General features: G+C 62.7%; 23 protein-coding genes and 1 pseudogene. 11 read left to right on the top strand and 13 right to left on the bottom strand.

The window, feature by feature from the left end:
• Positions 1-83: 83 nt before the first annotated feature.
• From NP945_RS08160 to NP945_RS08105, 12 genes are all read right to left on the bottom strand, one after another.
• Entirely contained in the window at positions 84-1178 is a 1095-nt protein-coding gene (locus NP945_RS08160) for a four-carbon acid sugar kinase family protein (protein ID WP_256746051.1), read from the bottom strand.
• Positions 1175-2179: a 4-hydroxythreonine-4-phosphate dehydrogenase PdxA gene (gene pdxA, locus NP945_RS08155; RefSeq protein WP_127271304.1), complete on the bottom strand. Its 1005-nt coding sequence runs from the start codon at positions 2177-2179 to the stop codon at positions 1175-1177. The genes NP945_RS08160 and pdxA overlap by 4 nt, the downstream gene beginning before the upstream one ends.
• Positions 2180-2220: 41 nt before the next feature.
• Positions 2221-2970, bottom strand: coding sequence for an SDR family NAD(P)-dependent oxidoreductase (locus tag NP945_RS08150; protein WP_256746050.1), 750 nt, complete (start codon positions 2968-2970; stop codon positions 2221-2223).
• Between the two features lie 13 nt (positions 2971-2983).
• Complete coding sequence (locus NP945_RS08145; protein ID WP_236383432.1) at positions 2984-3934, bottom strand: 3-hydroxyacyl-CoA dehydrogenase; 951 nt, start codon at positions 3932-3934, stop codon at positions 2984-2986.
• A complete protein-coding gene (locus tag NP945_RS08140; RefSeq protein WP_127269454.1) occupies positions 3922-4797 on the bottom strand; it encodes an N-acyl homoserine lactonase family protein in 876 nt (291 codons plus the stop codon). Before NP945_RS08140 ends, NP945_RS08145 begins: the two co-directional genes overlap by 13 nt.
• Positions 4769-5386, bottom strand: coding sequence for a hypothetical protein (locus tag NP945_RS08135; protein WP_127269455.1), 618 nt, complete (start codon positions 5384-5386; stop codon positions 4769-4771). Before NP945_RS08135 ends, NP945_RS08140 begins: the two co-directional genes overlap by 29 nt.
• Positions 5379-6419 (bottom strand): LacI family DNA-binding transcriptional regulator, encoded by a 1041-nt coding sequence (locus tag NP945_RS08130; protein ID WP_256746049.1) that lies wholly within the window; start codon positions 6417-6419, stop codon positions 5379-5381. Before NP945_RS08130 ends, NP945_RS08135 begins: the two co-directional genes overlap by 8 nt.
• A gap of 20 nt (positions 6420-6439) precedes the next feature.
• Positions 6440-7729, bottom strand: a complete 1290-nt coding sequence (hisD, locus tag NP945_RS08125; RefSeq protein WP_256746048.1) for a histidinol dehydrogenase — start codon at positions 7727-7729, stop codon at positions 6440-6442.
• 65 nt (positions 7730-7794) lie between these two features.
• Positions 7795-9015, bottom strand: coding sequence for a sugar ABC transporter substrate-binding protein (locus NP945_RS08120; RefSeq protein ID WP_256746047.1), 1221 nt, complete (start codon positions 9013-9015; stop codon positions 7795-7797).
• A gap of 103 nt (positions 9016-9118) precedes the next feature.
• On the bottom strand, positions 9119-10147 hold the full coding sequence (locus NP945_RS08115; protein WP_256746046.1) for an ABC transporter permease: 1029 nt from the start codon (positions 10145-10147) through the stop codon (positions 9119-9121).
• The gene (locus NP945_RS08110) at positions 10144-11136 is read right to left on the bottom strand and encodes an ABC transporter permease (protein WP_256746045.1); all 993 of its coding nucleotides are present in this window, start codon (positions 11134-11136) and stop codon (positions 10144-10146) included. Before NP945_RS08110 ends, NP945_RS08115 begins: the two co-directional genes overlap by 4 nt.
• Positions 11133-12668, bottom strand: a complete 1536-nt coding sequence (locus NP945_RS08105) for a sugar ABC transporter ATP-binding protein (RefSeq protein ID WP_127267392.1) — start codon at positions 12666-12668, stop codon at positions 11133-11135. The genes NP945_RS08110 and NP945_RS08105 overlap by 4 nt, the downstream gene beginning before the upstream one ends.
• Positions 12669-12777: 109 nt before the next feature.
• Between NP945_RS08105 and NP945_RS31950 the strand changes: the two are divergent.
• Positions 12778-12861: pseudogene (locus NP945_RS31950) on the top strand (hypothetical protein); the annotation flags it as partial.
• Between the two features lie 25 nt (positions 12862-12886).
• The gene (locus NP945_RS08100) at positions 12887-13141 is read left to right on the top strand and encodes a hypothetical protein (protein ID WP_372337962.1); all 255 of its coding nucleotides are present in this window, start codon (positions 12887-12889) and stop codon (positions 13139-13141) included.
• A 436-nt stretch (positions 13142-13577) separates the two neighbouring features.
• On the opposite strand, the gene NP945_RS08095 is transcribed toward NP945_RS08100, so the two are convergent.
• On the bottom strand, positions 13578-14222 hold the full coding sequence (locus NP945_RS08095; protein ID WP_256746044.1) for a TetR/AcrR family transcriptional regulator: 645 nt from the start codon (positions 14220-14222) through the stop codon (positions 13578-13580).
• 160 nt (positions 14223-14382) lie between these two features.
• On the opposite strand from NP945_RS08095, the gene NP945_RS08090 reads away from it, so the two are divergent.
• The 9 genes from NP945_RS08090 to NP945_RS08050 all read left to right on the top strand — a co-directional run bounded on the left by NP945_RS08090 (position 14383) and on the right by NP945_RS08050 (position 23391).
• Entirely contained in the window at positions 14383-15294 is a 912-nt protein-coding gene (locus NP945_RS08090; protein ID WP_256746043.1) for a shikimate dehydrogenase, read from the top strand.
• 46 nt (positions 15295-15340) lie between these two features.
• Positions 15341-16327 (top strand): TRAP transporter substrate-binding protein DctP, encoded by a 987-nt coding sequence (gene dctP, locus NP945_RS08085; protein ID WP_256746154.1) that lies wholly within the window; start codon positions 15341-15343, stop codon positions 16325-16327.
• Positions 16328-16416: 89 nt separating this feature from the next.
• A complete protein-coding gene (locus NP945_RS08080; RefSeq protein ID WP_256746042.1) occupies positions 16417-16935 on the top strand; it encodes a TRAP transporter small permease in 519 nt (172 codons plus the stop codon).
• Positions 16932-18233 (top strand): TRAP transporter large permease, encoded by a 1302-nt coding sequence (locus tag NP945_RS08075; RefSeq protein ID WP_256746041.1) that lies wholly within the window; start codon positions 16932-16934, stop codon positions 18231-18233. The genes NP945_RS08080 and NP945_RS08075 overlap by 4 nt, the downstream gene beginning before the upstream one ends.
• Before the next feature lie 18 nt (positions 18234-18251).
• The gene (locus tag NP945_RS08070; RefSeq protein WP_256746040.1) at positions 18252-18683 is read left to right on the top strand and encodes a type II 3-dehydroquinate dehydratase; all 432 of its coding nucleotides are present in this window, start codon (positions 18252-18254) and stop codon (positions 18681-18683) included.
• A gap of 98 nt (positions 18684-18781) precedes the next feature.
• Positions 18782-19615, top strand: coding sequence for a cyclase family protein (locus NP945_RS08065; protein ID WP_256746039.1), 834 nt, complete (start codon positions 18782-18784; stop codon positions 19613-19615).
• Positions 19616-19700: 85 nt separating this feature from the next.
• Positions 19701-21602, top strand: coding sequence for a bifunctional sugar phosphate isomerase/epimerase/4-hydroxyphenylpyruvate dioxygenase family protein (locus NP945_RS08060; RefSeq protein ID WP_256746038.1), 1902 nt, complete (start codon positions 19701-19703; stop codon positions 21600-21602).
• A gap of 10 nt (positions 21603-21612) precedes the next feature.
• Positions 21613-22242: an alpha/beta fold hydrolase gene (locus tag NP945_RS08055; RefSeq protein WP_256746037.1), complete on the top strand. Its 630-nt coding sequence runs from the start codon at positions 21613-21615 to the stop codon at positions 22240-22242.
• A 90-nt stretch (positions 22243-22332) separates the two neighbouring features.
• Positions 22333-23391 (top strand): 3-carboxy-cis,cis-muconate cycloisomerase, encoded by a 1059-nt coding sequence (locus NP945_RS08050; protein WP_256746036.1) that lies wholly within the window; start codon positions 22333-22335, stop codon positions 23389-23391.
• The last annotated feature ends 125 nt before the right edge of the window (positions 23392-23516 follow it).

Here is a 23516-nt window from a genome sequence, read left to right as displayed (position 1 = left end):
AGCTAGTGCTTCAAGGCCGCCTATCGCGACGCGGGCGGCAAAGGTCGAAACAGCATCGTAAAAGCGAACGGACCTGACGCGCCCTACGGTAGACGATTTCGTCCATCTGGAAATACCAAGTGAGCGAGAAGATCGTCGCTCCCGAACCCGCCTGACTTGGAGACGATGACAGCGCCATTCCATGTGGCCGACACCATCCTGCTGACCGCCACGCCGGGCTCGTAGAGTCCCTCGCACAAGAAATGGCTGGCTCCGCAGATGCCTGCCAGCAGCCGCAGCGTCGACCCGCCTGTCACCAAGACAGAACGCGGCGTCGGCAGCCTGGCCACAAGCTGGATGAGCGATCGCTCGATGGCAAGGCGCGCCTGGGATTCCGAAGCAGCGTGGGAGGGCGCGAGCAAAACAAACGGTGGTTCGAGAGGCATGGGACTGGAGCCGTCCATCACGACGGTCTTCAGCCCGCTGACCGCCGCGACCTGGCGCAAAGCAACCGGATGGTTCGTGCCGCAGATGGCGAGATCGAGTGCCGGTGGCTGAAGGTGGGCCGTCCGACTTCCAGCGAGCATGGAGGCCAATCCACCTGAGCCGACATAAAGATCCTCGCTATCCACTCCAAAGGCTGCAATCGCCGCCGCAAGCTCGGCATCGCTTGACGCATCGGCGACAAAAAATCCCTCCCTTGCGCAGGCCTCGCCGATCATGGCAGCCGGAACCCCGTGGCCCAATAATGCATCGACAAGCGCCGGACCGACGGGTGTTATCCCATCCTGCGATACTACGTGCTGCCGGCCGTTGACTGTTGCCCGGCCCAACGCCGGAAAAGCAGGGGCGAAAAGGGCACGCCTAAACCGTCCGGCGCGAAAGGCCGCAACCGACTCTGCGACAGGGTGTCCACGCATGACGCTATCGATTTTCTTGAACGACAGCGACCGTGCGCCGGCTTTGCGATCGGCAAAAACGCCTGTGACACGATCGTATGCCGCTCGTTCCCCTAAGTCCCGGCTGTCGAGATCAATGGCGTTGCAGCCGGAAAGGCCCGGCGGCAGGTCGAGCCAGACCTTCACCGGTTTTTCTGGACTCGCGAAATAGCCGGCCGTGTCGAGCGCACCGGTGATGTCGTCCGCGACGATCAGGACATCCGGCTTGCCAAGCCCGCGCCCGTCGGGGCTACGGTTCACGCAGCGTTCTCCGTGGTCAGCGACAAGGCGTAGTCGATCGCCTCTATGAGGCTGCTTTCGCGGGCGATCCCGCGGCCGGCGATGTCGAAAGCGGTCCCGTGGTCGACGGAGGTCCGCGCGATCGGCAGGCCGAGCGTGATGTTGACGCCGCTCAGGCCAAGCCATTCACCGGTCTGCGGGTCGATCTGGAAGCCAAGCAGCTTCACCGGAATATGGCCTTGATCGTGGTACATGGCCACGACCGCGTCATAGGCGCCGCCGCGCATTTTCACGAAGACGGTATCGCCCGGAACGGGACCATGGACGTCGTGGCCGCGCGCCCTGTAGTCGGCGACAATCGGCTGGGTAATGCGGATGTCGTGGGTCCCGAAAATACCGCCCTCCCCGGCGTGCGGATTGAGCGCGGCAATCGCAACGCGAGGCGCCGTGATCCCCAGATGATTTAGGGCTTCGATCGTCAGGTCGAGAACCCGCCGCATGCGCGGCTCCGTCGCCCTCTTCGGCACATCTTCCAGCGGAATGTGGGTCGTGACGTGGCTGACACGGAAAGAACCGTGCGCGAGCATCATCGCGCTGTCTCGCGCCCCGGTAAGCGCCGCCAGCAGCTCGGTGTGACCCGGGAACCGATAACCGGCAAGATGCAGCGATTCCTTGTTGAGCGGCGCGGTCACGATGGCCGAAGCCTCGCCGGCCATCGTACGCCGCACACCCTCGGCCACGGCCTCATAGGCCTGCCTGCCGCCTTCCGCCGACACCTGTCCGATCTCAACGGCGGAACCCTCGATCGGCCAGATGCCGAGAGGTTCATCCGCATTCGCGACGGCGGGCAATGGTAAGGCCAGCGACCGGGCTGTCCCGCCCAGCGCCGCAAGTGACCCGATCAGGCGGAGCCGAACCGTGCCAGTCTCAAGGACCGCCGCGAAATGATGGGCGGCCTTGAGCGCGATCTCGGGTCCAACGCCGGCCGGATCGCCGATGGTGATGGCTATGGTTGCGGTCATTCAGCTCTCCATAAGCGCTGTGCGGACGTTCAGGACAAAAATCATACCAGGGGCCGCCCGCCGTCGACCGGAATGACAACTCCTGTCGCGAAGCGAAGATGGGTCGCGACTGCCAGAACCGCCTCGGCAACATCGTCGGGCGTGCCCAATCGCCCGAGCGGCGTCCGGTTCGCCTGTTCATCTCGCCAGGACTCGTCGCGGCCCTTGATGAAATCGGTATCGACGACGCCCGGTGACACCGACACGACCCTGATTTTCGGAGCCAGGGCGCGCGCCAGCGACTTGGTTAGGTTGTCGACAGCGGCCTTGGAGGCGCAGTAGGCGATGTTGCTGCCCATGGCGGTTACGCCAGCAATCGAAGAGATATTGACAACGACGCCGCTGGCGGCGCGGTCGAGCAGCGGCCGCATTGCCCGCGTCGCGGCGATGACACCACGCACGTTGACGCTGAAGATGCTGTCGATCAACGCGTCGTCCAGACCATCGAGGTCCGGATGCGGTACGAAACGGGTTATGCCGGCGCAATTGACCAGGATATCGAGCCGGCCGAACCTTTCCTCGATCTGGCCGGCCAATCGCGCGAGGCAGTCGCTGTCGGTGACGCTCGCCTCGGCGACGAGATGATCGCGGGGCGTTAGCGACGAGACCAGCGCTTCGGCCGCCTGGCGTGAACTGTTGTAGCCGACGACGACCGACGCCCCTTCCTGCGCGAGCCTCGATACGATCTGCGCGCCGATACCACCGGTCGCTCCGGTCACCAGGGCAACCTTGTCTTGCAGCATTGCCGCCATGGCCCTCTCCGTGTCAGACGCTGGTACGTTGCTTATAAGCGACGAGCGCCATGAGATTGCGGTCGCGCCAGGTGCTGCGTTCACCGAGGCGGGATGCCGACAGTTTCTCGCGGCGTTCGGCTTCGGCCTTGCCGATCAGCGCTTCGGACCAAGGCGCCAGATCGCGCCTTGCCAGTGCGATCGCGTGGTAGAGCGGCCCCAGACGCCGCGCATAGTCGGCAATCCCGCCAGGCGCGTTGAGGTCGATCGTCTCGAACGGTCCCATGAAGGACCAGCGGTAGCCAAGCCCGTGCGACACCGTCAGATCGATGTCGGCGGCACTTGCGACACCTTCCTCAAGCAATGCCCAGGCTTCGTTGAGCAGCGCACCCTGGAGCCTGTTCAGGACAAAGCCCTCCACCTCCTTGCGCACGACGATGGCCGCCTGGCCCACGGCTTCCATTTGTTCCCGTAGCCAAGGAACGATGTTTGCGTCCGTCCATGGCGCCGGAACCAGTTCGACCAACGGGATCAGATGTGGAGGATTCACCGGATGCACCACGAGGAAGCGTGCGCGTTTTACACATTGTTCCGTAAACGCCGAGGCAGGAATACCTGAGCTGGAGCTGCCTACGACGGCATCGGGCCGCATGGCCCGATCGATCTCGAGGCAGACGGCCTGCTTGACATCGCGCCGTTCGAGCACCGATTCCTGGATATAGTCGGCATCGGCAACCGCACTCTCGAGCGTGTCGACCACCCTTAACCGCCGCATGACAGGATCGATCGCATCGATCAGCCCGGCTTCGTGCATGTCGGCAAGACTGGCGCGGATCCTGTCAATCACCGCCACGCGGATGTCGTCGCTGCCGTCATAGATGGTCACGTCATGACCAGCACGAGCGAAGACGATCGCCCAGCCGCGGCCGACGAGCCCTGCCCCGACAATGGCCACCTTGCGGATTTGCTCCATTACTGCACCCACGATTTCTCGCCGTCCGCGAGGCAGATTTCAGTGATGCGCAGGCCATCCTTGGTGATGCGCGAGGGGAAACGGTCCTTCAGCCGCTCTTCGTGGATGGGAATGACGCGCCGGGCCTCGTAATTCACCTGCTTCATCATCTCCTCGGTCGCCAGCACGAGATTGGTCTGGCTGCCGACCGCAAGGCCCACCGGGACGTAGAGCGTCTCGACATCGACGGCAGCTCCCGAGCCCTCGATATTGTCGAAGACATAGACGAGATCGCCTGCCAGCACCCAGGTATCTTCGTTGCCGTTGCGTACGGTGACCCACATCGAACCGTAGGTGTGGCTATCGAAGGCGGGATGGAGATCGACGTTCGGCAGCACGTCCTGCTTTGCGCCATCGATCGTCACCAGCCGCTTCTGGCGGGCCAGGTCGACACCGCGTACGATATCGCCAGGGTCGACGGCGACGTTCATCCAGCGCATGCGGTCCGGCAGCGACATCGCCCAGACCCATTTCGCGATTTCGCGCTCCTGGATGTAGAAGGTAGCCTTCGGGAAGTCCTCGACATTGCCGAAATGATCGAAGTGGGCGTGGGTGACGAAGACCGTGTCGACGTCCTGCGGCGACAGGCCGATCTCGCTGAGGACGGCCTCGGGTGAGTGCCAGTTCTCGACGCCGAACTTGTCGCCGAGATGCTTGCCGTAGTCCTTGTTGTTGTAGCCGACATCGACCATGGCGACGTGGCCGTTGCCCTTGATCAGCGCATAGCAGTAGGGAAGCTTGACGTGACCCTGATTGTGGGCGCCGTAGAGCACGCCGCTCTTGTGGTAGTTGGTGACGTAGCTGTACTCAAGCACCCAGATCGAATATTGACCCATCGTTTCCTCCCTGTTTTCGCCAGCGCTGTGCACAACTGCAGCAGGCATGATTGAAATCGATCGGCGTCATGCCGGCGCGCGGCTCCGACGCCGCCTGCAGCCAGGCATAGGCGTGCTTGATCCTCTCCGCTGCCCGGTCGAGATGCTGCTGCCAGTCGCGCCGCAGCCGGGCCAGGCCGAATTCGTCAAGCACTTCGCCGAGCGTCGCGTGCGCGGTCTCCAGGCGCACGCAATGGGCCTCCAGACCGCGCGGCGTCTGCAAGGCGCCCAGGCGCTGCTTGACCTCGGCCCATTGTTCACAGGCCGCCGGGATATCCGGCAGGTCGAGCACATCGCGGCGACCGCCAGCTTCGGCCAAAACCAGCAAGCCCGCGACCTGCCCGATCAGCCGGCGCAGGCCGTCATAGATGGGACGGGTGGCGACCACGTAGCGGACGACGGCCTCGTCGGTCGCCCCGTCCTTGTCGATGGCTGGTTGGAATTGCCCGCTTTCAGCGTCCGACGGCTGCGGCGCTGCAACCAGCTCGCAGTCGTAGCGGTGAACGTTGACCGCGCGTTCGAAGAAGCGCTTTGCGGATAGATCAGTCATGATGCCTCCTGCGCGTCGTCGCGCGCTCGATCACGGCGCCTGGCGCAATCATCTGCACGACCGGCTCCCGGCCAGCATTCGTGCCCAGTTCCTTGGCCAGCGAAATCGTCGCCTCCAACATCTTTTCGATGGGCTGCTTGACGGTCGTCAGCCCGTGCGAAGGCCAATGCGCCATTTCGATATCGTCGAAGCCGACGATCGAGAGGTCGTCCGGCACGTTGAGGCCGAGTTCCCGAACGCCGTCGAGAAAGCCTATGGCGAGAATGTCGTTGGCGCAGAACACGCCGTCGGGCATCTCTTCGAGATCACGTAGCTTGCGGGCGGCCTCGTAGCCGGCGTGGTAGCTGAACTGCCCCGCATCGATGACGGCAGGCGCTGCAAGGCCGCGCTCGACCGCGCGTTCGCTGAAGCCGCGGTGACGGGCAACATTGGTCGAGGCATCCGCCAGCGCGGCGATGTAGGCCAGGCGCCGGTGGCCAGTATCGGCCAGATAGTCGGCAATGCTGCGGCCGCCCAGGATGTTGTCGCAGGAGATGCCGAAAGCGTGGTCGTCGGCCGACAGCCGGTTGAAGAAGATCACCGGCGTGCCGGCGTTGCGGCACTCCTGCGCAGCTTCCGACGACAATGTTGCCGCGAGGATGATGGCGAGGTCGGGCTGGTAGTTGAGAAGAAGGCGCAGCGCCTGGTCGACCTCGCCCGACTGGTCGGCCGCGACCAGCATCACGTTCATGTCGATGGCGCGCAGCTCGGTGGTGAGCCGGGTGAGGACTTCCGGGTAGAACGGATTCTTGATGTCGGCGACGACCACGCCGACGATGCGCGTCTTCTTGGTGATGAGACTGCGCGCGAAGGGGTTTGGCGAATAGCCGATCTCCCTCGCGCGGTTCAACACCACGTCGCGCGTGCCCTTGGCGATCACCGCATCGGCGTGAAAAGCCCTGGAGACGGTCGAAACAGACATGCCGAGGTCGTGCGCCAGATCCTTCACGGTCAGGCGGGGTTTGCTGTTCTTGTTGCGGGCGATGACCGACATGAAAACTCCGTTGCGCTGCCTTAGGCCTCGTTGCGACCTCCGTAGCGGCGGACCCGGATGTTGGCCTGCTCGGCATGTCCGTAGAAACCCTCCAGGGCACACAGGCGCGAACAGTACTCGCCGATCATGGCGCTCGCTTCGTCGGTCAGGACGCGCTGATAGGTGCAGGTCTTGATGAACTTGCCAACCCACAAACCACCAGTGTAGCGGGCCGCCTTCCTGGTCGGCAGCGTATGGTTGGTGCCGATGACCTTGTCGCCATAGGCGACATTCGTGCGCGGCCCCAAAAACAGCGCACCGTAGTTGCGCATGTTGCCGAGGAAGTAGTCGGGATCGCGCGTCATCACCTGCACGTGCTCGGAGGCGATACGGTCGGCTTCCACAACCATTTCCTCGTAGGAATCGCATACGATCACCTCACCGTAGTCAGCCCACGCCTTGGCGGCGATCTCGGCCGTCGGCAGGATTTTCAGCTGCCGCTCGATCTCCGCCATGGTGTCGCGCGCCAGCTTCGGCGAATTGGTCAGAAGCACCGCCGGGCTTGTCGGGCCATGTTCGGCCTGGCCGAGCAGGTCGGTCGCGCAGATCTCGCCGTCGACGCTGTCGTCGGCGATCACCAGCGTTTCGGTCGGACCGGCGAACAGATCGATCCCGATGCGCCCGTAGAGCTGGCGCTTGGCCTCGGCGACGAAGGCGTTGCCCGGACCGACAAGCATGTCGACGCGCCCGATGGTCTGGGTTCCGAGCGCCATGGCGCCAACGGCCTGGATGCCGCCCAAAACGTAGATCTCGTCGGCGCCACCCATGTGCATGGCGGCGACGATGGCCGGATGCGGCCCGCCTTGGAACGGCGGCGCGCAGGCGATGATCTTCTTCACGCCGGCGACCCTTGCCGTCACCACGCTCATGTGCGCGGAGGCGACCATCGGATATTTGCCGCCCGGCACGTAGCAGCCGACCGTGTCGACGGGAATGTTCTTGTGGCCAAGGACGACACCCGGCAGCGTTTCCACCTCGAGATCCTGCAGGCAGGCGCGCTGCTTCTCGGCGAAATTGCGGACCTGCGCCTGGGCGAAGCGAATGTCCTCCAGATCCCTTGCCGAGACTTTGGAGATGGCCTGTTCAATATCGCTGTCGGTCAGCCGGAAGCTCTGCGGCGACCATTTGTCGAAACGCTCCGACAGTTCCCGGACGGCGGCGTCGCCCCGCTTCTCGATATCGGCGAGGATCGTCTCGACGGTCGTTCGGACAACCGCGTCGCCCTGGGCGACAGCCTCGGGATCTCTGCCCCGCTTCAGAAAGGTCGGCATGTTTTCATCCTTGTCTTGGGTGGGATGGACGGCAGGGTGCCGTCCATCTATCGCATTGCTGATCGTCAGGGCTTCACCGTCGCCTCGATCTTGGTGAGCTTGTATTCGTCGGCCGGGGCCTTGCACGACGAGCAGTTGATGCCGGGCGCGTCGGGCGCCTGCTTCACATCCGCCGGCAGCGGCTGGATGGTCGCTCCGGGCGTCGGCTTGCCCTCGAGCGCCGACTGTAGCGACAGTTCCGGCAGAAGCTCGGGATTGAAGACCTCGGTGACGAAGGATGAGGGCACCTTGTCGGACGGGAACACGTTGCAGCCGTCGGCGAAGGTGTCGCCCTTGCAAGGCTTGACCTGATCAGCCGGCACCCACGGCAGCGGGTACTCGATGTTCATCGGCTTCAGGTCGCGCTTCTTGGTCAGGATCTCCATCATCAGCTTGAAGGCGTAGCCGGAGGTGGCGGGCGGCGAGCCGGCCGAGACGCCTTTGAGACCCATGCCCTGCATCTTCGGATCGGCAAGGCCGAGGCGAAAGCCGTCGGAGTTCTCGCCGGTCATCGGCACGAGCTTGTTGCCCTTGTCGAGCTGCGCTTGGATCGCACCGTATTCGCCGGCCTGGGCCCAGATGCCGTCGACGTCCGGATGCGCGGCGAGCGCCTTGGCCGTCTCCTGCTGCGTGGTGCGGTCATCCCAGTAGGAATAGTATTCCGCGACCACCTTGATGCCGGGATACTGGTTGAAGATGTGCATCGCGCCGTCGGTGTGGCGCTTATCGACCGAGTTGCCCGGAACGCCACGGCTCAGGAAGATGTTGCCCTTGCCGCCGAGGATGTTGACCAGCGCCTGGGCGCTGTTCTCGCCGAAACCAGCGGTGATGTAGCTGACGTTGTAGGCGCAGGGTTCGGTCACCGTCGCGTCATACATAAAGAAGAGCACGCCCTTCTGGCAGCCGCGATGGATGGTGCGGTTCAGCGCCGTCGACGAGATCGGGAAGCTGATGATGCCGTCGGCGCCATCCTGGATCATGCTCTCATAGGCCGAGATCTGCGCCTGCGGATCGGTGCCGGAGATGACCTCCTTCAGCTCCACGGTCTTGTCGTAAGGCGGCGTCTGCGCCAGCGCCTTGACGATGTTCGCGGCCTCCGACTGCCAGGAATTGCCGCTGTAGCTCAGCGACAGATAGACCTTGAGCTTCTTGTCCTGCGCGTCGGCATGGTCGATGACCGTCGCAACGCCCGCAGTTGTGGCAAGCGTCAGCGACGCGGCCAGTCCCAGTCTTCTTAACAGCTTCATTTCCATCAACCTCCCTTTGGAATTTGGCCCTTTCAGGTGCCGGACCAGAGCTTGTGAGAACGTTCTCACAATTGGACAAAAAGCATCACACGCAGGCGCATGGTCATTTCCTTCGCGTCAGCATCCGATTTCCGATGTGGGTCAGGAACTCGCCCCGCAGCACCAGCAGCGCCCCGACGATGATCGCGCCCTCGATGATGGTGCGCCATCCCTCGCTGAGCCCGATGGCCGAGATCATCATGCCGAGCGTGGTCAGAAGGATTGCGCCGCCGACCGTACCGATGAAGGTTCCGCTGCCACCGAGGATCGAGGAGCCGCCGATCACGACGGCGGCTATCGAGGGCAGCATGTAGCTGTCGCCCATCCTGAGCGTCGCGCCGTTAGAGTAGCCGACCAGCATCATGCCGACGAAGCCGGCGCAAACGGCGCTGATCGCATAGGGCACGAGCTCGAGCCGGTTGACGTTGACGCCGGCGATGAGCGCGGCGTTCCTGTTGGTGCCGAGCGCGCGAAGCCGACGTCCTAGCGCGGTGAAGTTCTGCAGCAGCCAGCCGAGCAGGATGAAGGCGAGGGTGAAGTAGATGACCACCGGCACGCCGAGAAACCACGCCTTCATCAGCCATAACAGGGCCGATGGCGAACCGCCGCGCGGCGTGCCGCTAGTATAGCCGAGCGCCGCGGAGGCGATGACGATCGACGTCGCCATCGTCATGATGAAAGGCGGCACCCTTAGCCAGACGATACCGACGCCGCTCACCGCGCCGACCAGGGCACAGATGAGCAGGATGGCCGGCAGCATGTACCAGATGCCGGCGTCGTTCGTGCCGATCCAGTTCGTCGTCAAAACGCCGCCGAGCGTGATGAGGGCGGGTATCGACAGATCCAGTCCGCCGATCAGGATGACAAGCCCCTGCCCAAAGGAAAGGATGATCAGGAAGGATGCAAGGATCAGCACTGTGAGAACCTGGCTCCAGGAGCCGAGCGCCGGGCTGATGAAGCGCGAGCACAACACGAGCACGATGCTCAGTCCGAACACGACAAGTGTGTTCACCGTTTCGCGGTCCAGCTTCTGCCTGCCGCGCTGGTCGGAAGAGGCGTCGAAAGGCATCGCCATGTCCTTATGCGCGTTCACCGGGCGTCGTCCTTCTTGAGCAGGCGCGCCACCGCGTTGCCGAAGACGATCGCGAGCACCAGCACGAAGCCCTGGAAGATGCCGGTGTAGAAAGACGACACACCGCCCGAGAACAGCACTTTCTGCAAAAGCATGAGCGTGCCGGCGCCGAGGATCGAGCCGATAAGGCTGCCGCGGCCACCGCTGAGCGGTGTGCCGCCAAGCGCCACGGCGGCAAAGGTGAGCATCAGGAATGGAGTGCCCGCCGTCGGATTGCCGGTCGCGGTCTGGGCGCTCAGCATGAAGCCGGCGACGCCATAGAGGATGCCAGCGCCGACGAAGGCAGTGATGCGCACGCCCGATACGGCCACGCCGGAGTAACGGGCCGACTGCTCGTCGGCGCCGATCGCATAAAGGCCGATGCCGGTGTTCGTTCGCCGGAAGGCCAGCCACAGCACGGCGGCGGCAACCAGGAACAGACCGGCAATCGGAACGACACCGAAGAGCGTGTCGGTCAAGGTGTAGGTGACAAAGTCGGAGACCATGCCGCCGGGCGCGTCGAGGATGACGAGCGCCAGCCCCTGGCAGATGATCATCGTGCCGAGCGTCGCCGCGATGGTCTGGAGCCCGAGCCTGGCAACCAGAATGCCGTTGATCATGCCGACGATGGCGCCGATCGCGCAGCACATCAGCAGGCTGATCAGCGCTCCGCCCGGGCCGTCGAGCGGATAGACGGCCATCAGCACGTTGGTCAGCGAGACGACGCCCGCGACTGACAGGTCAAAGCCGCGACTGATGACGACCAGCGTCTCGCCCGCCGCCGCCAGCGCCAGCGGCGTCGAATTGTTCACGAGGTCGGTAAATGTGTAGACCGAGAGCGCATCGGGCTGCCAGAACGCGTAGAGCGCGTAGAGCAGGACGTAGATCAGCGCGACGATACCGGTGCCGCTGATGACGGCGCGCCAGAAAGGCGAGCGGCGAGGCGCTGGATTTGCCGCGATCGCGCTCATGCAGCCACTCCCTTCGCCGCACTCCGAGCGTGGCCGATCAGCGCGCCGACGATGGTCTGCTCGTCGATGGCGTCGCCCTGATATTCGGCAAAGATGCGGCCCCCGTAGAGCACGATACAGCGATGCGCGAGATGGACGAGTTCCGGCAGTTCGGATGAATAGAAGAGCACCGAGCCGCCGTCGGCGGCGAATTTGCGAATCGCCTCGTAGATCGACTGCTTTGTGCCGACATCGACCCCGCGCGTGGGATCGAAGAGCAGCAAGGTGCGCGCGCCGGTCATCATGACGCGGGCCAGAAGCGCCTTCTGCTGGTTGCCACCCGAAAGCTCGTCGATCTTGAAATGCAGGTAGCGCTCCTGAAGGTCGACCGCCGCGGCGGTTTTCCTCGCGGCGCGACGCTCGCCGGCGGGCCAGACGATGCCGCCCTGCGCAATGCGGGAAATGATCGGCAGCACCATGTTGCTGGCCGTGGTAAGGCCGCCGAGGATACCTTCCGATTTGCGATCCTCAGGCAGGTAGGCAAGGCCGTTGCCAAAATAGAGCGCATCGCCTGGGCTGCCGATATGAGCGCGCACGCCGTCGATCTCGATGCTTCCGCCCTTCGCCTTGGCAAGGCCGACCAGTGTCCTGAACAGGTCGCGCTGCCCTTGACCTTCAAGCGCGGCGATGCCGACGATCTCGCCCTGCCTGACATTGAACGACACCTCGTTCAGGATGCCGCCCGAAAGGCCTTTGACGCTCAGCGCGATGGGCGCGGCATCACCTGCTACGGGCAATGTGTTGACCGTTTCACGCGCGCTGCGGCCGACCATCATCTCGAAGATGTTCTCGTCCGAGGCGCCCGAAAGCTCGACGGTGCCGATGCTGCGGCCGTTGCGCAGTATAGTGGCACGCGAGCACAAGCTGCGTACTTCCCCGAGGCGATGGGAAATATAAAGGATTGCGGTCTGCAAGGATTTTTGCCGCCGCACCAGCTCGAACAGCCATTCGACGTCGGCCAGCGCGGCCGTCGGCTCGTCGAGGATCAATAATTTCGAAGCGTGGGTGAAAGCACGGACGATTTCGAGCCGCTGACGGTCCGACAGCGAGAGCACACCCACGGGCGTGTCAGGATCGAAATACGCCAAACCATAATCCTTAAGCGTCTTTCGAGCGGAGGCTATCGCCGTGCGATGCGACGCGAGACCGAGCATGCCCCTGGGCATTTTCGGCAGCATCAGATTCTCGGCGATGCTGAGGTTGGGCAGCAGGCTGAGTTCCTGGAAGGCCGTCGCCACGCCCTGCGCCCGCGCACCGACGATGTCGTGCGGCGCATAGGGCGCGCCAAAGATCGACAGCGATCCGCTGTCCGGCTTCACCACGCCGCTGAGGATCTTGACAAGCGTCGACTTGCCGGCGCCGTTCTCGCCCAGCAGTGCATGGACTTCACCCGGACGCAGGTCAATGGAAACGGAATCGAGCGCGACTGTCGGTCCGTAAGACTTCGCAATCTTGGCGATGCGAACGGCTAGAGGGGTCTCGTCGGTGCTCATCCCTCCTCCCAAGGTAAGGTCGCAACTGCAGTGAGAACGTTCTCTGAGAACGTTCTCACCCTTTCATAAACCGATATTCGTTGTCAACCGGGTATTTGGCGGCCGCATCATGAAATCGGTCATCGCAGCCACGGCGCCAAGGCGTGTCGCCTGTCATTTCCACGATACGCGGGGGCTCGGCCTCGCCAATGTGACAGCGGCGCTGGATGTCGGCATCCGTGCTTTCGATGCCTCGCTGGGCGGACTGGGGGGGCTGTCCCTTCGCGCCGGGCGCGACCGGAAACATCGACACGGAGGATACGGCGTTCCTGCTGGAACAGCTTGGCTTCGACACCGGTGTCGATGTCGAGGCACTGGTCGCATTCCGGCGTCGCGTCGAGGAGTGGCTTCCGCTGGAGCGGTTCTCGGGAGCGATCGCAAGGGCCGGCCTTCCCAAGACCTACAGGGGAGCGCCCCCGCTTCATCAAGCGTGAAGTGAACGCAAGACCGGGCTGTCGCGACGGGTGAATCCTTTCTCACCCGCCCAATATCGCGCGCCTATTCGCGGAGGAGCCTATCCGGATCCTCGTTTTGGACTAAGCCGTGTACCTCCGATAGCAGAAGAACGCCCGTTCGATAGTGGGTGTTGCGATGTAGCGGTCTCCCGCTACCAAAATCCAGTAAGTTGTTGAAATAACTATAAAATCAGGCATATGTGGTAGCGCCCCCCGGACAAAATTACCCAATAATTTCAATGCTGCACGGCGACGGTACCGACAAGATGCTCATATCCGTCACAAGCCGTCATTCGGGCTGAGGTCCGAGCGCGGTCGACGGCGGACGGCGACGGGTTGTCGCCGAGTATGCGATTGCTACATGCATCATTGGTCCGCAGAGGAGCGTCCCAGTTCCTAGGGGCGGAACCGCCGGTCAGATTAGAGCAAGGCCGACGACCATTTCGACCAAATGCTTCTTGAGCAATTGCTGTCGGTCGGAGCTGAAGAGCCTGTCGCCGAAGATGCGGGAGAAAGTCGCCCGGTTGGACACATTGAAGAAACTCAGGGCACTGATATGCCAGTGCAACTCCAGCGGTTCAACGTCGTCCCGGAACAGGCCCGCCTCCCGCCCTCGGCGGCAGATTCTCTCCAGCTTCTGGATCGCGCCGGCATTAAGCAGGCGGATCAGGTCGGATTTCTCCAGATACGCCCCGTGATGGATGTTCTCGATCATGACGATGCGAATGAAATCGGGATTGCGGCTATGATGGTCGAACGTGAACTCTGCCAGGCGTCTCAGGGCATCGACGGGCGGAAGGTGATCGAGTTCCAGTTCCTGTTCCCCTGCGCGCACCTCCCGGTAGGCTTCCTCCAGCACGCGGCCGTACAGACCCTCCTTGTCGCCAAAATAGTAATAGATCATGCGCTTCGACGTATTCGTCTTCGCCGCGATCTCATCGATGCGCGCTCCCGAGAGGCCGTTGGCAGCGAATTCCGCCATTGCCACCGCGAGGATATTCTTCCGGACTCCCGCCGGATCCTGCTTCCAGCCGTTTCTGCCGCTCGTCTTGTCGTCCATGGATGACCTGCTCTTGCCCCGCGAACATTACACTGAGCGCAGAGAGAATGAAATTAACCAGCTCGTACAAAACTGTTGACGAAATTAACCAGGCAGTACAAAGTGCTTCTCGATGGCACGAGGAGCATGCGAAAGCGTGGTTGCCATCCCGGAGGTCCGATTGGCATCAGCAGCCGCCAGCGCGGTAGTGACGGAAAGGAAGGCGGTCGCCAATCCTCGACCGATTCTGGTCGGGCTTCTTGGCCGCGGCATTCAACAGTCCCGCACCCCGGCCATGCATGAGGCTGAGGGCCGTGCGAACGGCATCGCCTATATCTATCGCCTTCTCGATGCCGATCGGATGGGCGCCACACCTCCGCGGCTTTCAGAGGTCATCGACTTTGCCGAGTACTTTGGCTTTGATGGCTTCAACGTCACCTTCCCCTATAAGCAGGAAATCATTCCGCTTCTGGATGAGCTGTCCGATGCCGCGCAGGCTATCGGCTCGGTGAATACAGTCGTCCTGCGGGACGGACGGCGCGTCGGGCATAACACCGACATGTGGGGTTTCAAGGAAAGCTTCCGCCTCGGCATGACCCTCGCACTACGTGACCGCGTGTTGATGCTCGGCGCTGGTGGCGCGGGCGCTGCGGTTGGCCACGCTCTGCTTGAGAGCGGCGTCGGCAGGCTGACGATCGGCGATATCGATACGGCTCGCGCGACCGCGCTTGCCGACCGGCTCTCTTCGCGATTCGGCGCAGACAAGGTCGAAGCGGTCACGGACATTGTCCAGGCGTCGCAAGCGGCCGACGGGATCGTCAATACGAGCCCCGTCGGCATGGACAAGCTTCCCGGCATGCCCATCGATGCCGCTCTGCTGAGGCACGGCTGCTGGGTGGCCGACATCATTTACTTTCCACTCGAAACTCAGTTGCTCGCGGCGGCCCGCCGGCTGGGCTGCCGCACGCTCGGCGGCGAGGGCATGGCAATATTCCAGGCCGTGCGGGCATTCGAGCTTTTCGCTGGCGTTGCGCCGGACGCGGATCGGATGAAGGCGGTCTTCTCGGCGTTCGGTGGCGCGCCACCCGACTAGAGATCAACCGGGGTCATTCGTATCGCAAAAGGGAGGAAGGAATAAGATGAGCTTCACAACAACACGCCGCCAATTCCTGGTCGGGACTGGCATCCTTGCCGCCGCGGGCACTTTTCCGGCCTTCGCGCAGGATAAGCCGAAGCTGCGCTTCTCGGCTGTTTTCTCGGAGCAGGACATCCGCGCCGAGATGATGAAGATGTTTGCCGACGCTACCAAGGATGACTTCGTCTTCGAAGGCTACTACGGAGGCAACCTGTTCAAGCAGGGGACCGAGCTCGTCGCTATCCAGCGCGGCAACCTCGAAATGGGCAACATCGCCCCGCAAGACATCTCAAAGCAGATTCCAGCGTGGTCGATCGTGACGGCAGGTTACCTGTTCCGCGATGCGGCTCACCTCAAAGCGTTCTTCGCAAGCGAGTCCGGTGCGGAACTCAAGAAAATGACCGAGGACCAGCTTGGCGTGAAGGTGCTCGGCCCTACCTATTTCGGCGTACGGCAGGTTGGGCTGAAGCCGGACAAAGAGATCAAGACGCCGGCCGATCTCGCTGGCGTCAAGCTGCGCATGCCTGGTGGTGACGCCTGGCAGTTCGTGGGAACGGCACTCGGCGCGAACCCAACGCCGATGGCATATGCCGAAGTCTATACAGGCCTGCAGACCGGCGCGATCGACGGTCAGGACAACCCGCTGCCGAACGTCGAAAACATGAAGTTCTACGAAGTCATGTCGCAGATCGTGCTCACCTCGCATCTCGTGGGCTTCGATCTTCTCAGCATCTCGAAGAAGGTTTGGGACGAGATGGGCGCCGACAACCAGGCGAAGGTCCAGGCCGCCGCCGACGCGGCGATCGACTTCTCGACCGAGAAACATCTGACCCACGAGAAGGAACTCGTCGAGACCTTCAAAGGCAAGGGCCTGAAGATCTACGAGCCGGATGTCGCCGCCTTCCGCAAGCACGTTCAGGAACAGTATCTCGCGTCGGATCTGGCCAAGGACTGGCCCGCGGGCATGGTCGACAAGATCAACGCGCTCTAGGCGCGGACGGTGAACAGGTCCCGCCGGCGGCGCGTCGGCCGGACCTCGCGGTGACGACGGTGTGAGGCCGTCAAGAATGGGATATGTCATTGAACAGGCAGCTCAAACAAGCCGGCCGCTGGCTCTATCGCCGCGCAGAGAACGTTCTGGCCGCGATGCTGGGGCTGATGTTCGCCGCCTTCATCCTGCAGATCGTTTTCCGTTACCTGCTCAACCTGCCAATCGGCTGGACCAATGAATTGAGCGTCATTCTCTGGATATGGCTGGTTCTGTTCGGCGCTGCTTTTGTCGTGCGCGAGGAAGAGGAAATCCGCTTCGATCTGATCTATTCCGCCGTCGGCCCCGGCGCGCGGCGCGTCATGTTCCTGATCTCGGCCATAGTGCTGATCGTTCTCTATGGCATCTCGTTCCCGGCGGTCTGGGACTACGTCACCTTCATGAAGGTCGAGAGCACCGCCTATATGAAGATCCGCTTCGACTGGCTTTATTCGATCTACGTCATTTTCGTCATCGCCGTGATCGTCCGCTACCTCTGGCTCTCCTGGCAGGCGATGTTCGGCAAGGCGCCGAAGGAGTTCGACCCGACCAAGGCGGGATCGGGCGTATGAACCCCACCAGTCCCTTTTCCCTCGCGATCATGGCCATCATCGCGCTGTCGTTCCTCGGGCTGCCGATCGGCCACGCCATGATCGCCGGTTCCATCTTCTATCTTCTGCTTGCCGGCCTCGACATGGGCACCGCTGCCGAACAGATCCTGAACGGCATGTATACAAACTACATCCTGCTCGCCGTGCCGTTGTTCATTCTGGCGGCGGAACTGATGAACATTGGCTCGATGACGGATCGTCTCATGGCCTTCTGCAACGCCATCGTCGGGCGGTTCCGTGGCGGGCTCGCCTATGTCAACATCGTGCAGTCGATCATCTTCGCGGGCATGTCCGGCTCGGCCATCGCGGATGCCGCCGGCTCCGGCAAGATGATGCAGCAGCTGATGACCAAGGACGACAAATATCCGGCGAGCTATGCCGCAGCACTCACCGCCGTGACCGCCGTGATCGGCCCGATCATTCCGCCGTCGATCCCCATGGTGATCTATGCGCTCGTTTCCGACGCCTCGATCGGCTACCTCTTCCTCGGCGGCGTCATCCCTGGCCTGCTCATGGCCCTGGCACAGATGGTCATCGTGTTCTTCGACGCGCGCCGGCTGAATTTCCCTGTCGAGAAGCCCGCGCCGGTCCGCGACCTGCCGCGCATCACGTGGGAGGCATTGCCGTCATTGATGATGCCGGTGGTGCTGCTCGGCGGTATCTACAGCGGCGTCACCACGCCAACCGAGGCGGCCGCCGTGGCCGCCGCCTACGCGCTCCTGATCTCGGTCGTGCTCTACCGCAGCGTCTCGTTTGGGGATTTTTACCGCTCGGTGCTCGCCAGCGCGCGCACGACCGCCTCGATCGGCATGCTGATCGCCGGTGCCCTCATCTTTAACTATGTCGTGACTGTCGAGAATATTCCGCAGACCGTGGCCTCCATCCTGAAAGCATGGGACTTGTCGCCGACCGGCTTCCTGATCCTCGTCAATGTCATCCTGCTCGTTCTTGGCTGCCTGCTGGAAGGCACCACTATCCTGCTCGTCGTCGTGCCGGTGCTGATCCCGACCGCACAGGCGCTTGGCCTCGATATGGTGCATTTCGGCGTCATGGTCGTCGTCAATATCATGATCGGCCTGATCACCCCGCCTTACGGGCTGCTGCTTTTCATTATGACCCGGATCGCGGAAGTGCCGCTGCGCGACCTAGTGCGCGACACACTGCCGTTTCTCTGGGCGATGATCGGCTCGCTAATTCTGATCACATTTGTTCCGGACCTAGTGCTCTGGCTGCCCCGGCTCTTCGGCTACCAGGGCTGATTGGGGAGAGGCGTCGCCATGAAACCGATCTTCATCATCAATGGCCCCAACCTCAACCGGCTCGGCAAGCGGGAACCTGCGATCTACGGAACCACGACGCTTGCCGAGATCGAGGCGATGTGCCGCGAGGCGGCGGGCGGGACGCCTGTCCGCTTCCAACAGTCGAACGCCGAACACGAGATCGTGGATTGGATCCACGAGGCGATCGACGACGGCGCCGGCATTCTGATCAACCCGGCCGGCTTGAGCTTCCGCTCAATTCCGGTCCTGGACGCGCTCAAGATGTTTCCCGGTCCGATCATCGAGTTCCACATCTCCAACATTCACAAGCGTGAGCAGATTTATCACCAATCGCTCGTCTCGACGGTTGCGACGGCTGTGCTCGCGGGTCTCGGGCCAAGGGGCTACGCCCATGCAGTTCACGCGCTGTGCGAGATGATCATGAAGTAATTCAAGAGCGGGAGGAGAAGATACGGAACAACTAGGAAGGAATGGCAAGCCGATCCAATTCACAAGCTTCAAAAACATCGAGAGGGAAGGAACGATACATGTGCCCACCAGGATGTCTGCATTCGATCTGCGAGAAGGCCACCCGCAGGGGGTTGCTGAAAGCGGGATTCGCACTTGGCGTCGGCGCGGCCGCGGCCACCGCGTTTCCGATCGCAAAGCCTGCCCAGGCCGCGACCACGAGTTTCACTGATACGGTCGATCTGTCGCACGCCCTCTATGAGGGGTTTCCAACGTTTAGCGGCGAAAAATGGTTCACTGTCGAACAGCTCGTCACGTTCGCCAAGGACAAGGTCAACCTCAATCGCTGGACGATCGTCGAGCACAGCGGCACGCATATGGACGCGCCGATCCATTTCTCCGCCGACGGCTTGACGGCCGACTTGATCCCGATCTCGGACCTCATCGTTCCGGTCGCCGTCATCAACATTGCCGCCCGCGCCGCCGACAATGTCGACACGTCGCTGACGCCAGATGACGTCAAGGCGTGGGAATCGAAAAATGGTCCGCTGCCGGAGGGATGCTGCGTCGTCATGAATTCCGGCTGGCACAGACTGGTCGGCGATCCGAAATTCACCGGCAACGACGACCAGAAGAAGAATCACACACCCGGCTTCCACGTTGAAACGGCACAGATGCTGATCAACGAACGCAAGGTGAAAGGCATCGGTGTCGACACGCTGTCGCTCGATACCGGGCTGAATTCGGGCGGAGCGTTCCCAGTTCACTACGAATGGCTGGGAAGCGGCCGCTGGGGCGTGGAATGCCTGGCGAATCTCGATGCGATTCCGGAATCCGGAGCGCGTCTCTTCCTCGGCATCCCAAAGGTGAAGGGCGCCACCGGCGGTCCTACCCGGGTGATCGCGCTCCTATGAAGCCGCAACAAGATAGCTTCGAGAATGTCGTTTTCTCCCTCGATCCTTTCGGGTGGAGGGTCTTCCAGCGCAGGTCCGCAAAGAGATGAAAACCTCGATCGCCACGGTCTCGATCAGCGGCGACTTCCCCGAGAAGCTCGCCGCGATCGCCGCCGCCGGCTTCGACGGCGTCGAGATCTTCGAAAACGATTTCCTGGGTTTCGACGGCTCGCCCGCCGATGTCGGCAATATGGCGCGCGATGCCGGGCTCGCCATCACGCTGTTCCAGCCCTTCCGCGATTTCGAGGGTCTGCCGGAGCCGCAGCGCGGTCGAGCGTTTGATCGCGCCGAGCGCAAATTCGACGTCATGCAGGAGCTTGGCACCGATCTGATGCTGATCTGTTCCAGCGTCTCGCCGGTGGCGCTCGGCGGCATCGACCGCGCGGCGGCGGATTTCCGGGAACTCGGCGAGCGTGCGGCAAGGCGTGGCTTGCGAGTCGGCTACGAGGCACTGGCGTGGGGAAGGCACATCAACGATCATCGTGACGCCTGGGAGATCGTTCGCCGCGCCGACCATCCCAATGTCGGGATTATTCTCGACTCGTTTCACACGCTGGCACGGAAGATTGACGTTGGCTCGATCCGCTCGATCCCGAAGGACAAGATCTTCATCGTGCAACTGGCCGACGCGCCGCTGATCGAGATGGACCTGCTCTACTGGAGCCGGCATTTCCGCAACATGCCGGGGGAGGGCGACCTGCCGGTCAAGGCTTTCGTCGGCGCGGTCGCCGCGACGGGCTATGACGGCTATCTCTCGCTAGAGATATTCAACGACATGTTCCGCGGGGGCTCGCCGAAATCCATCGCGGTCGACGGCCGCCGGTCGCTGCTTGCGCTGATGGATCAGGTGCGGCGCGACGAACCCGGGCTAGCGCTCGAGATGCCAGAGATGCCGGGCCGGGTCGGCGTCGCGGGCGTGGCGTTCGTCGAATTCGCGGCCGACGCCGCTGGCGCCGCCGCGTTAGCAGCGCTTCTGCACACCCTGGGCTTCAAATTGGCGGGACGGCATGTGTCGAAGGATGTCAGCCTCTTTCGGCAGGGCGAGATCAACGTCGTCGTCAACACCGAGCGCGAGGGTCTGGCTCACTCCTCATTCTTGGTCCACGGGACGTCTGTCTACGCCATCGGCCTCAAGGTCGAGGACGCGAAGGCGACGGTCAAACGCGCACGGGCGCTCGGCGCCGAGCTGTTCGAGCAGGCGGTAGGACCGGGCGAACTGCAGATTCCGGCAATACGCGGGGTCGGCGGCGGCGTCGTCTACTTCATCGACGGCACGTCGACACTCGCCAGAGTCTGGGACGTCGAGTTCCTGCCGGTCGAGGACACCAGCCCATGCGGGCCTGCCGGCCTGACCCTAATCGACCATGTCGGCCAGACGATGGACTACGGCGAAATGCTGACTTGGCTGCTCTTCTATACATCGATATTCCAGACTAGGAAGACGCCGATGGTGGACGTCATTGATCCGTCCGGCATTGTGAGAAGCCAGGCGATCGAAAGTCACGACGGCCAGTTGAGGCTGACATTGAACGGGGCCGAGAACCGGCAGACGCTGGCCGGGCGCTTCATCGCCGAAAGTTTCGGCCCGGCCGTGCAGCATTTGGCGTTTCAGACGGGCGATATCTTTGCCACCGCGGCGGCGCTGAGACGAAACGGCTTCACGCCGCTCGCCATCTCATCCAATTACTACGACGACGTCGAAGCGCGGTTCGGGCTCGAACCGGATCTCGCCGACCGGTTGCGCGCCGAAAACATCCTCTACGACCGCGACGACAACGGCGAGTTCTTCCAGCTCTACGCGCCGACCTTCGGCGAAGGCTTCATCGTCGAGGTGGTGGAACGCCGAAGCGGCTACAAGGGCTACGGCGCGCCCAACGCGCCGTTCCGCATCGCGGCCCAGAAACGGCATCTGCGGCCGAAGGGCATGCCCCACGATTTGCGCCTGTGATGGTCCCATTATGAATTTCGCTAGCATCAAGGGCGTCACGCTGCACTATCGCATCGACGGGCCGTCGGCCGCACCGCCGCTCGTGCTCGTCAATTCGCTGGGTACCGACGCCCGCATCTGGGACGATTTCATCGCGATGCTTGCCGGCCGCTATTGCGTGATGTCCTACGACAAGCGGGGCCACGGGCTGTCCGATGCCGTAAGCGGCCCCTATCGGCTCGAAGATCATCTCGATGATCTCTTCGGTCTCGCGGATTTTCTCGGTATCGGCGACTTCGCCCTGGCCGGCGTATCAGTCGGCGGTCTGATTGCGCAGGGAGCGGCTGTCCGCCACGGCGCCCGCGTACGCGCGCTGGTCCTTTGCCATACGGCGGCAAAGATCGGTACCGCCAGTTTCTGGGACGACCGGATCAGGGCGGTGATGGCCGGCGGCACCATCGCCATTGCCGATTCCGTCATGGAACGCTGGTTCGAGGATGAAGCCGAGGCCAACGAGATGGACTTCGTGCTCAATCGGATCATGGACGTGCGCCGCCGCAAGACCCTGATCGCGGCCCGCTCCGACGCGGACGGCAAGGCTGTTTACACATTCGACATCCGCCTTCAAGGCGGCGACGAAACAGTCTTCTTCGACATCTAAGACGATGTGCTGGGCCCTTTCCATTCCGTTGATGCGGTTAAGTGCTCCGCCATTTGTATCGATGTCGGCCTGCGTCAGGAGATCACCTGAATGAAGCCATCGATGCACGCGCCTCGGCGCCGATTGCTAGACGCGCTTGTTGGCGACGACGGGACCGAAGCGCTGCTCGGCGACGAGGCACAACTCGCAGCCATGCTCGCCTTCGAGCGCGCCCTTGCGGAGGCCGAAGCCGATGCCGGGCTGATCGGAAACGATGCTGCAGCGGCGATTGCCTCGGCTATCGACAGGTTCACCGTCGATTGGGATGACCTTGCGGCCGGCCTCGCGCAGGATGGTGTGGTCGTGCCGGCGCTGGTGCGTCAGTTGCGCACCGCGGTCGGCGAACCCCACGGTCAGTTCGTCCATCACGGCGCGACGAGCCAGGATGTTATCGACACGGCGCTGGTGCTACAATTGGCCAGGATCGTCGCCCTGTTTCTCGATCGGATCGCCGAGCTGCAGTCGGCCCTCGCCGCGCTCTCAGCAGCTTCCGCCGCGATGCCGCTGATGGCCCACACCCAAATGCAAGCGGCACTGCCTTTTACCGTCGCCGAAAAGCTCAGGACCTGGTTGGAACCGCTCGGCCGACATCATGCGTCACTGTCCGGCATTCGGCGCCAGTTGCTGGTGGTCCAACTCGGCGGACCGATCGGCGACCGATCGACTTTCAGCGGGAAGGGCGTTCAGGTTGCCCGAGGACTGGCTCGGCTGCTCGACCTTGGCATTGCGGAACCATGGCATGCAACCCGTGATCCGATCGTGGCCTTCGGATCGCTGCTCTCGTTGATAACAGGATCGCTGGGCAAGATCGGCGCTGACGTGGCGCTGATGGCCCAGACCGAAGTCGCCTCGATCAAACTCTCCGCCGGCGGCGGGTCCTCCGCCATGGCGCACAAGTCCAACCCGGTGAACGCCGAAGTGCTGGTGGCATTGGCCCGCTACAATGCTGGCCTAGTCGGCACGCTGCATCAGTCCATCGTGCACGAGAACGAGCGGTCCGGCGCTGCCTGGACCCTCGAATGGCTGACGCTGCCGCAAATCATAGTTACGACAGGCGCAAGTCTTAGGCTTGCGACACGCCTCACAAGCCAAATCCACTTCCAACCATAGTGAAGAGCAAATCGGGCACAATAAGTCGTTCACGAAATGCGGCGATCCCCGGAATTGGGCCGCCGCGGTGGCGTTGAAGCGCTGTTCCGAAACGCTATACTCGGCTGCGCAACTCAAATCGCACC

This window comes from Mesorhizobium sp. LMG17149, from assembly GCF_024518695.1.
Taxonomy (GTDB): Bacteria; Pseudomonadota; Alphaproteobacteria; order Rhizobiales; family Rhizobiaceae; genus Mesorhizobium.
Note: the sequence above shows the minus strand (reverse complement) of the source record. Positions and strands in the feature narration are given on the sequence as shown.

Coding starts and splice junctions, on each gene's coding strand:
- pdxA (WP_127271304.1), bottom strand. CDS start 2,179: ATGACCGCAACCATAGCCATCACCATCGGCGATCCGGCCGGCGTTGGA.
- NP945_RS08150 (WP_256746050.1), bottom strand. CDS start 2,970: ATGGCGGCAATGCTGCAAGACAAGGTTGCCCTGGTGACCGGAGCGACC.
- NP945_RS08140 (WP_127269454.1), bottom strand. CDS start 4,797: ATGGGTCAATATTCGATCTGGGTGCTTGAGTACAGCTACGTCACCAAC.
- NP945_RS08135 (WP_127269455.1), bottom strand. CDS start 5,386: ATGACTGATCTATCCGCAAAGCGCTTCTTCGAACGCGCGGTCAACGTT.
- NP945_RS08130 (WP_256746049.1), bottom strand. CDS start 6,419: ATGTCGGTCATCGCCCGCAACAAGAACAGCAAACCCCGCCTGACCGTG.
- hisD (WP_256746048.1), bottom strand. CDS start 7,729: ATGCCGACCTTTCTGAAGCGGGGCAGAGATCCCGAGGCTGTCGCCCAG.
- NP945_RS08120 (WP_256746047.1), bottom strand. CDS start 9,015: ATGAAGCTGTTAAGAAGACTGGGACTGGCCGCGTCGCTGACGCTTGCC.
- NP945_RS08110 (WP_256746045.1), bottom strand. CDS start 11,136: ATGAGCGCGATCGCGGCAAATCCAGCGCCTCGCCGCTCGCCTTTCTGG.
- NP945_RS08105 (WP_127267392.1), bottom strand. CDS start 12,668: ATGAGCACCGACGAGACCCCTCTAGCCGTTCGCATCGCCAAGATTGCG.
- NP945_RS08095 (WP_256746044.1), bottom strand. CDS start 14,222: ATGGACGACAAGACGAGCGGCAGAAACGGCTGGAAGCAGGATCCGGCG.
- dctP (WP_256746154.1), top strand. CDS start 15,341: ATGAGCTTCACAACAACACGCCGCCAATTCCTGGTCGGGACTGGCATC.
- NP945_RS08075 (WP_256746041.1), top strand. CDS start 16,932: ATGAACCCCACCAGTCCCTTTTCCCTCGCGATCATGGCCATCATCGCG.
- NP945_RS08070 (WP_256746040.1), top strand. CDS start 18,252: ATGAAACCGATCTTCATCATCAATGGCCCCAACCTCAACCGGCTCGGC.
- NP945_RS08065 (WP_256746039.1), top strand. CDS start 18,782: ATGTGCCCACCAGGATGTCTGCATTCGATCTGCGAGAAGGCCACCCGC.
- NP945_RS08060 (WP_256746038.1), top strand. CDS start 19,701: ATGAAAACCTCGATCGCCACGGTCTCGATCAGCGGCGACTTCCCCGAG.
- NP945_RS08055 (WP_256746037.1), top strand. CDS start 21,613: ATGAATTTCGCTAGCATCAAGGGCGTCACGCTGCACTATCGCATCGAC.
- NP945_RS08050 (WP_256746036.1), top strand. CDS start 22,333: ATGAAGCCATCGATGCACGCGCCTCGGCGCCGATTGCTAGACGCGCTT.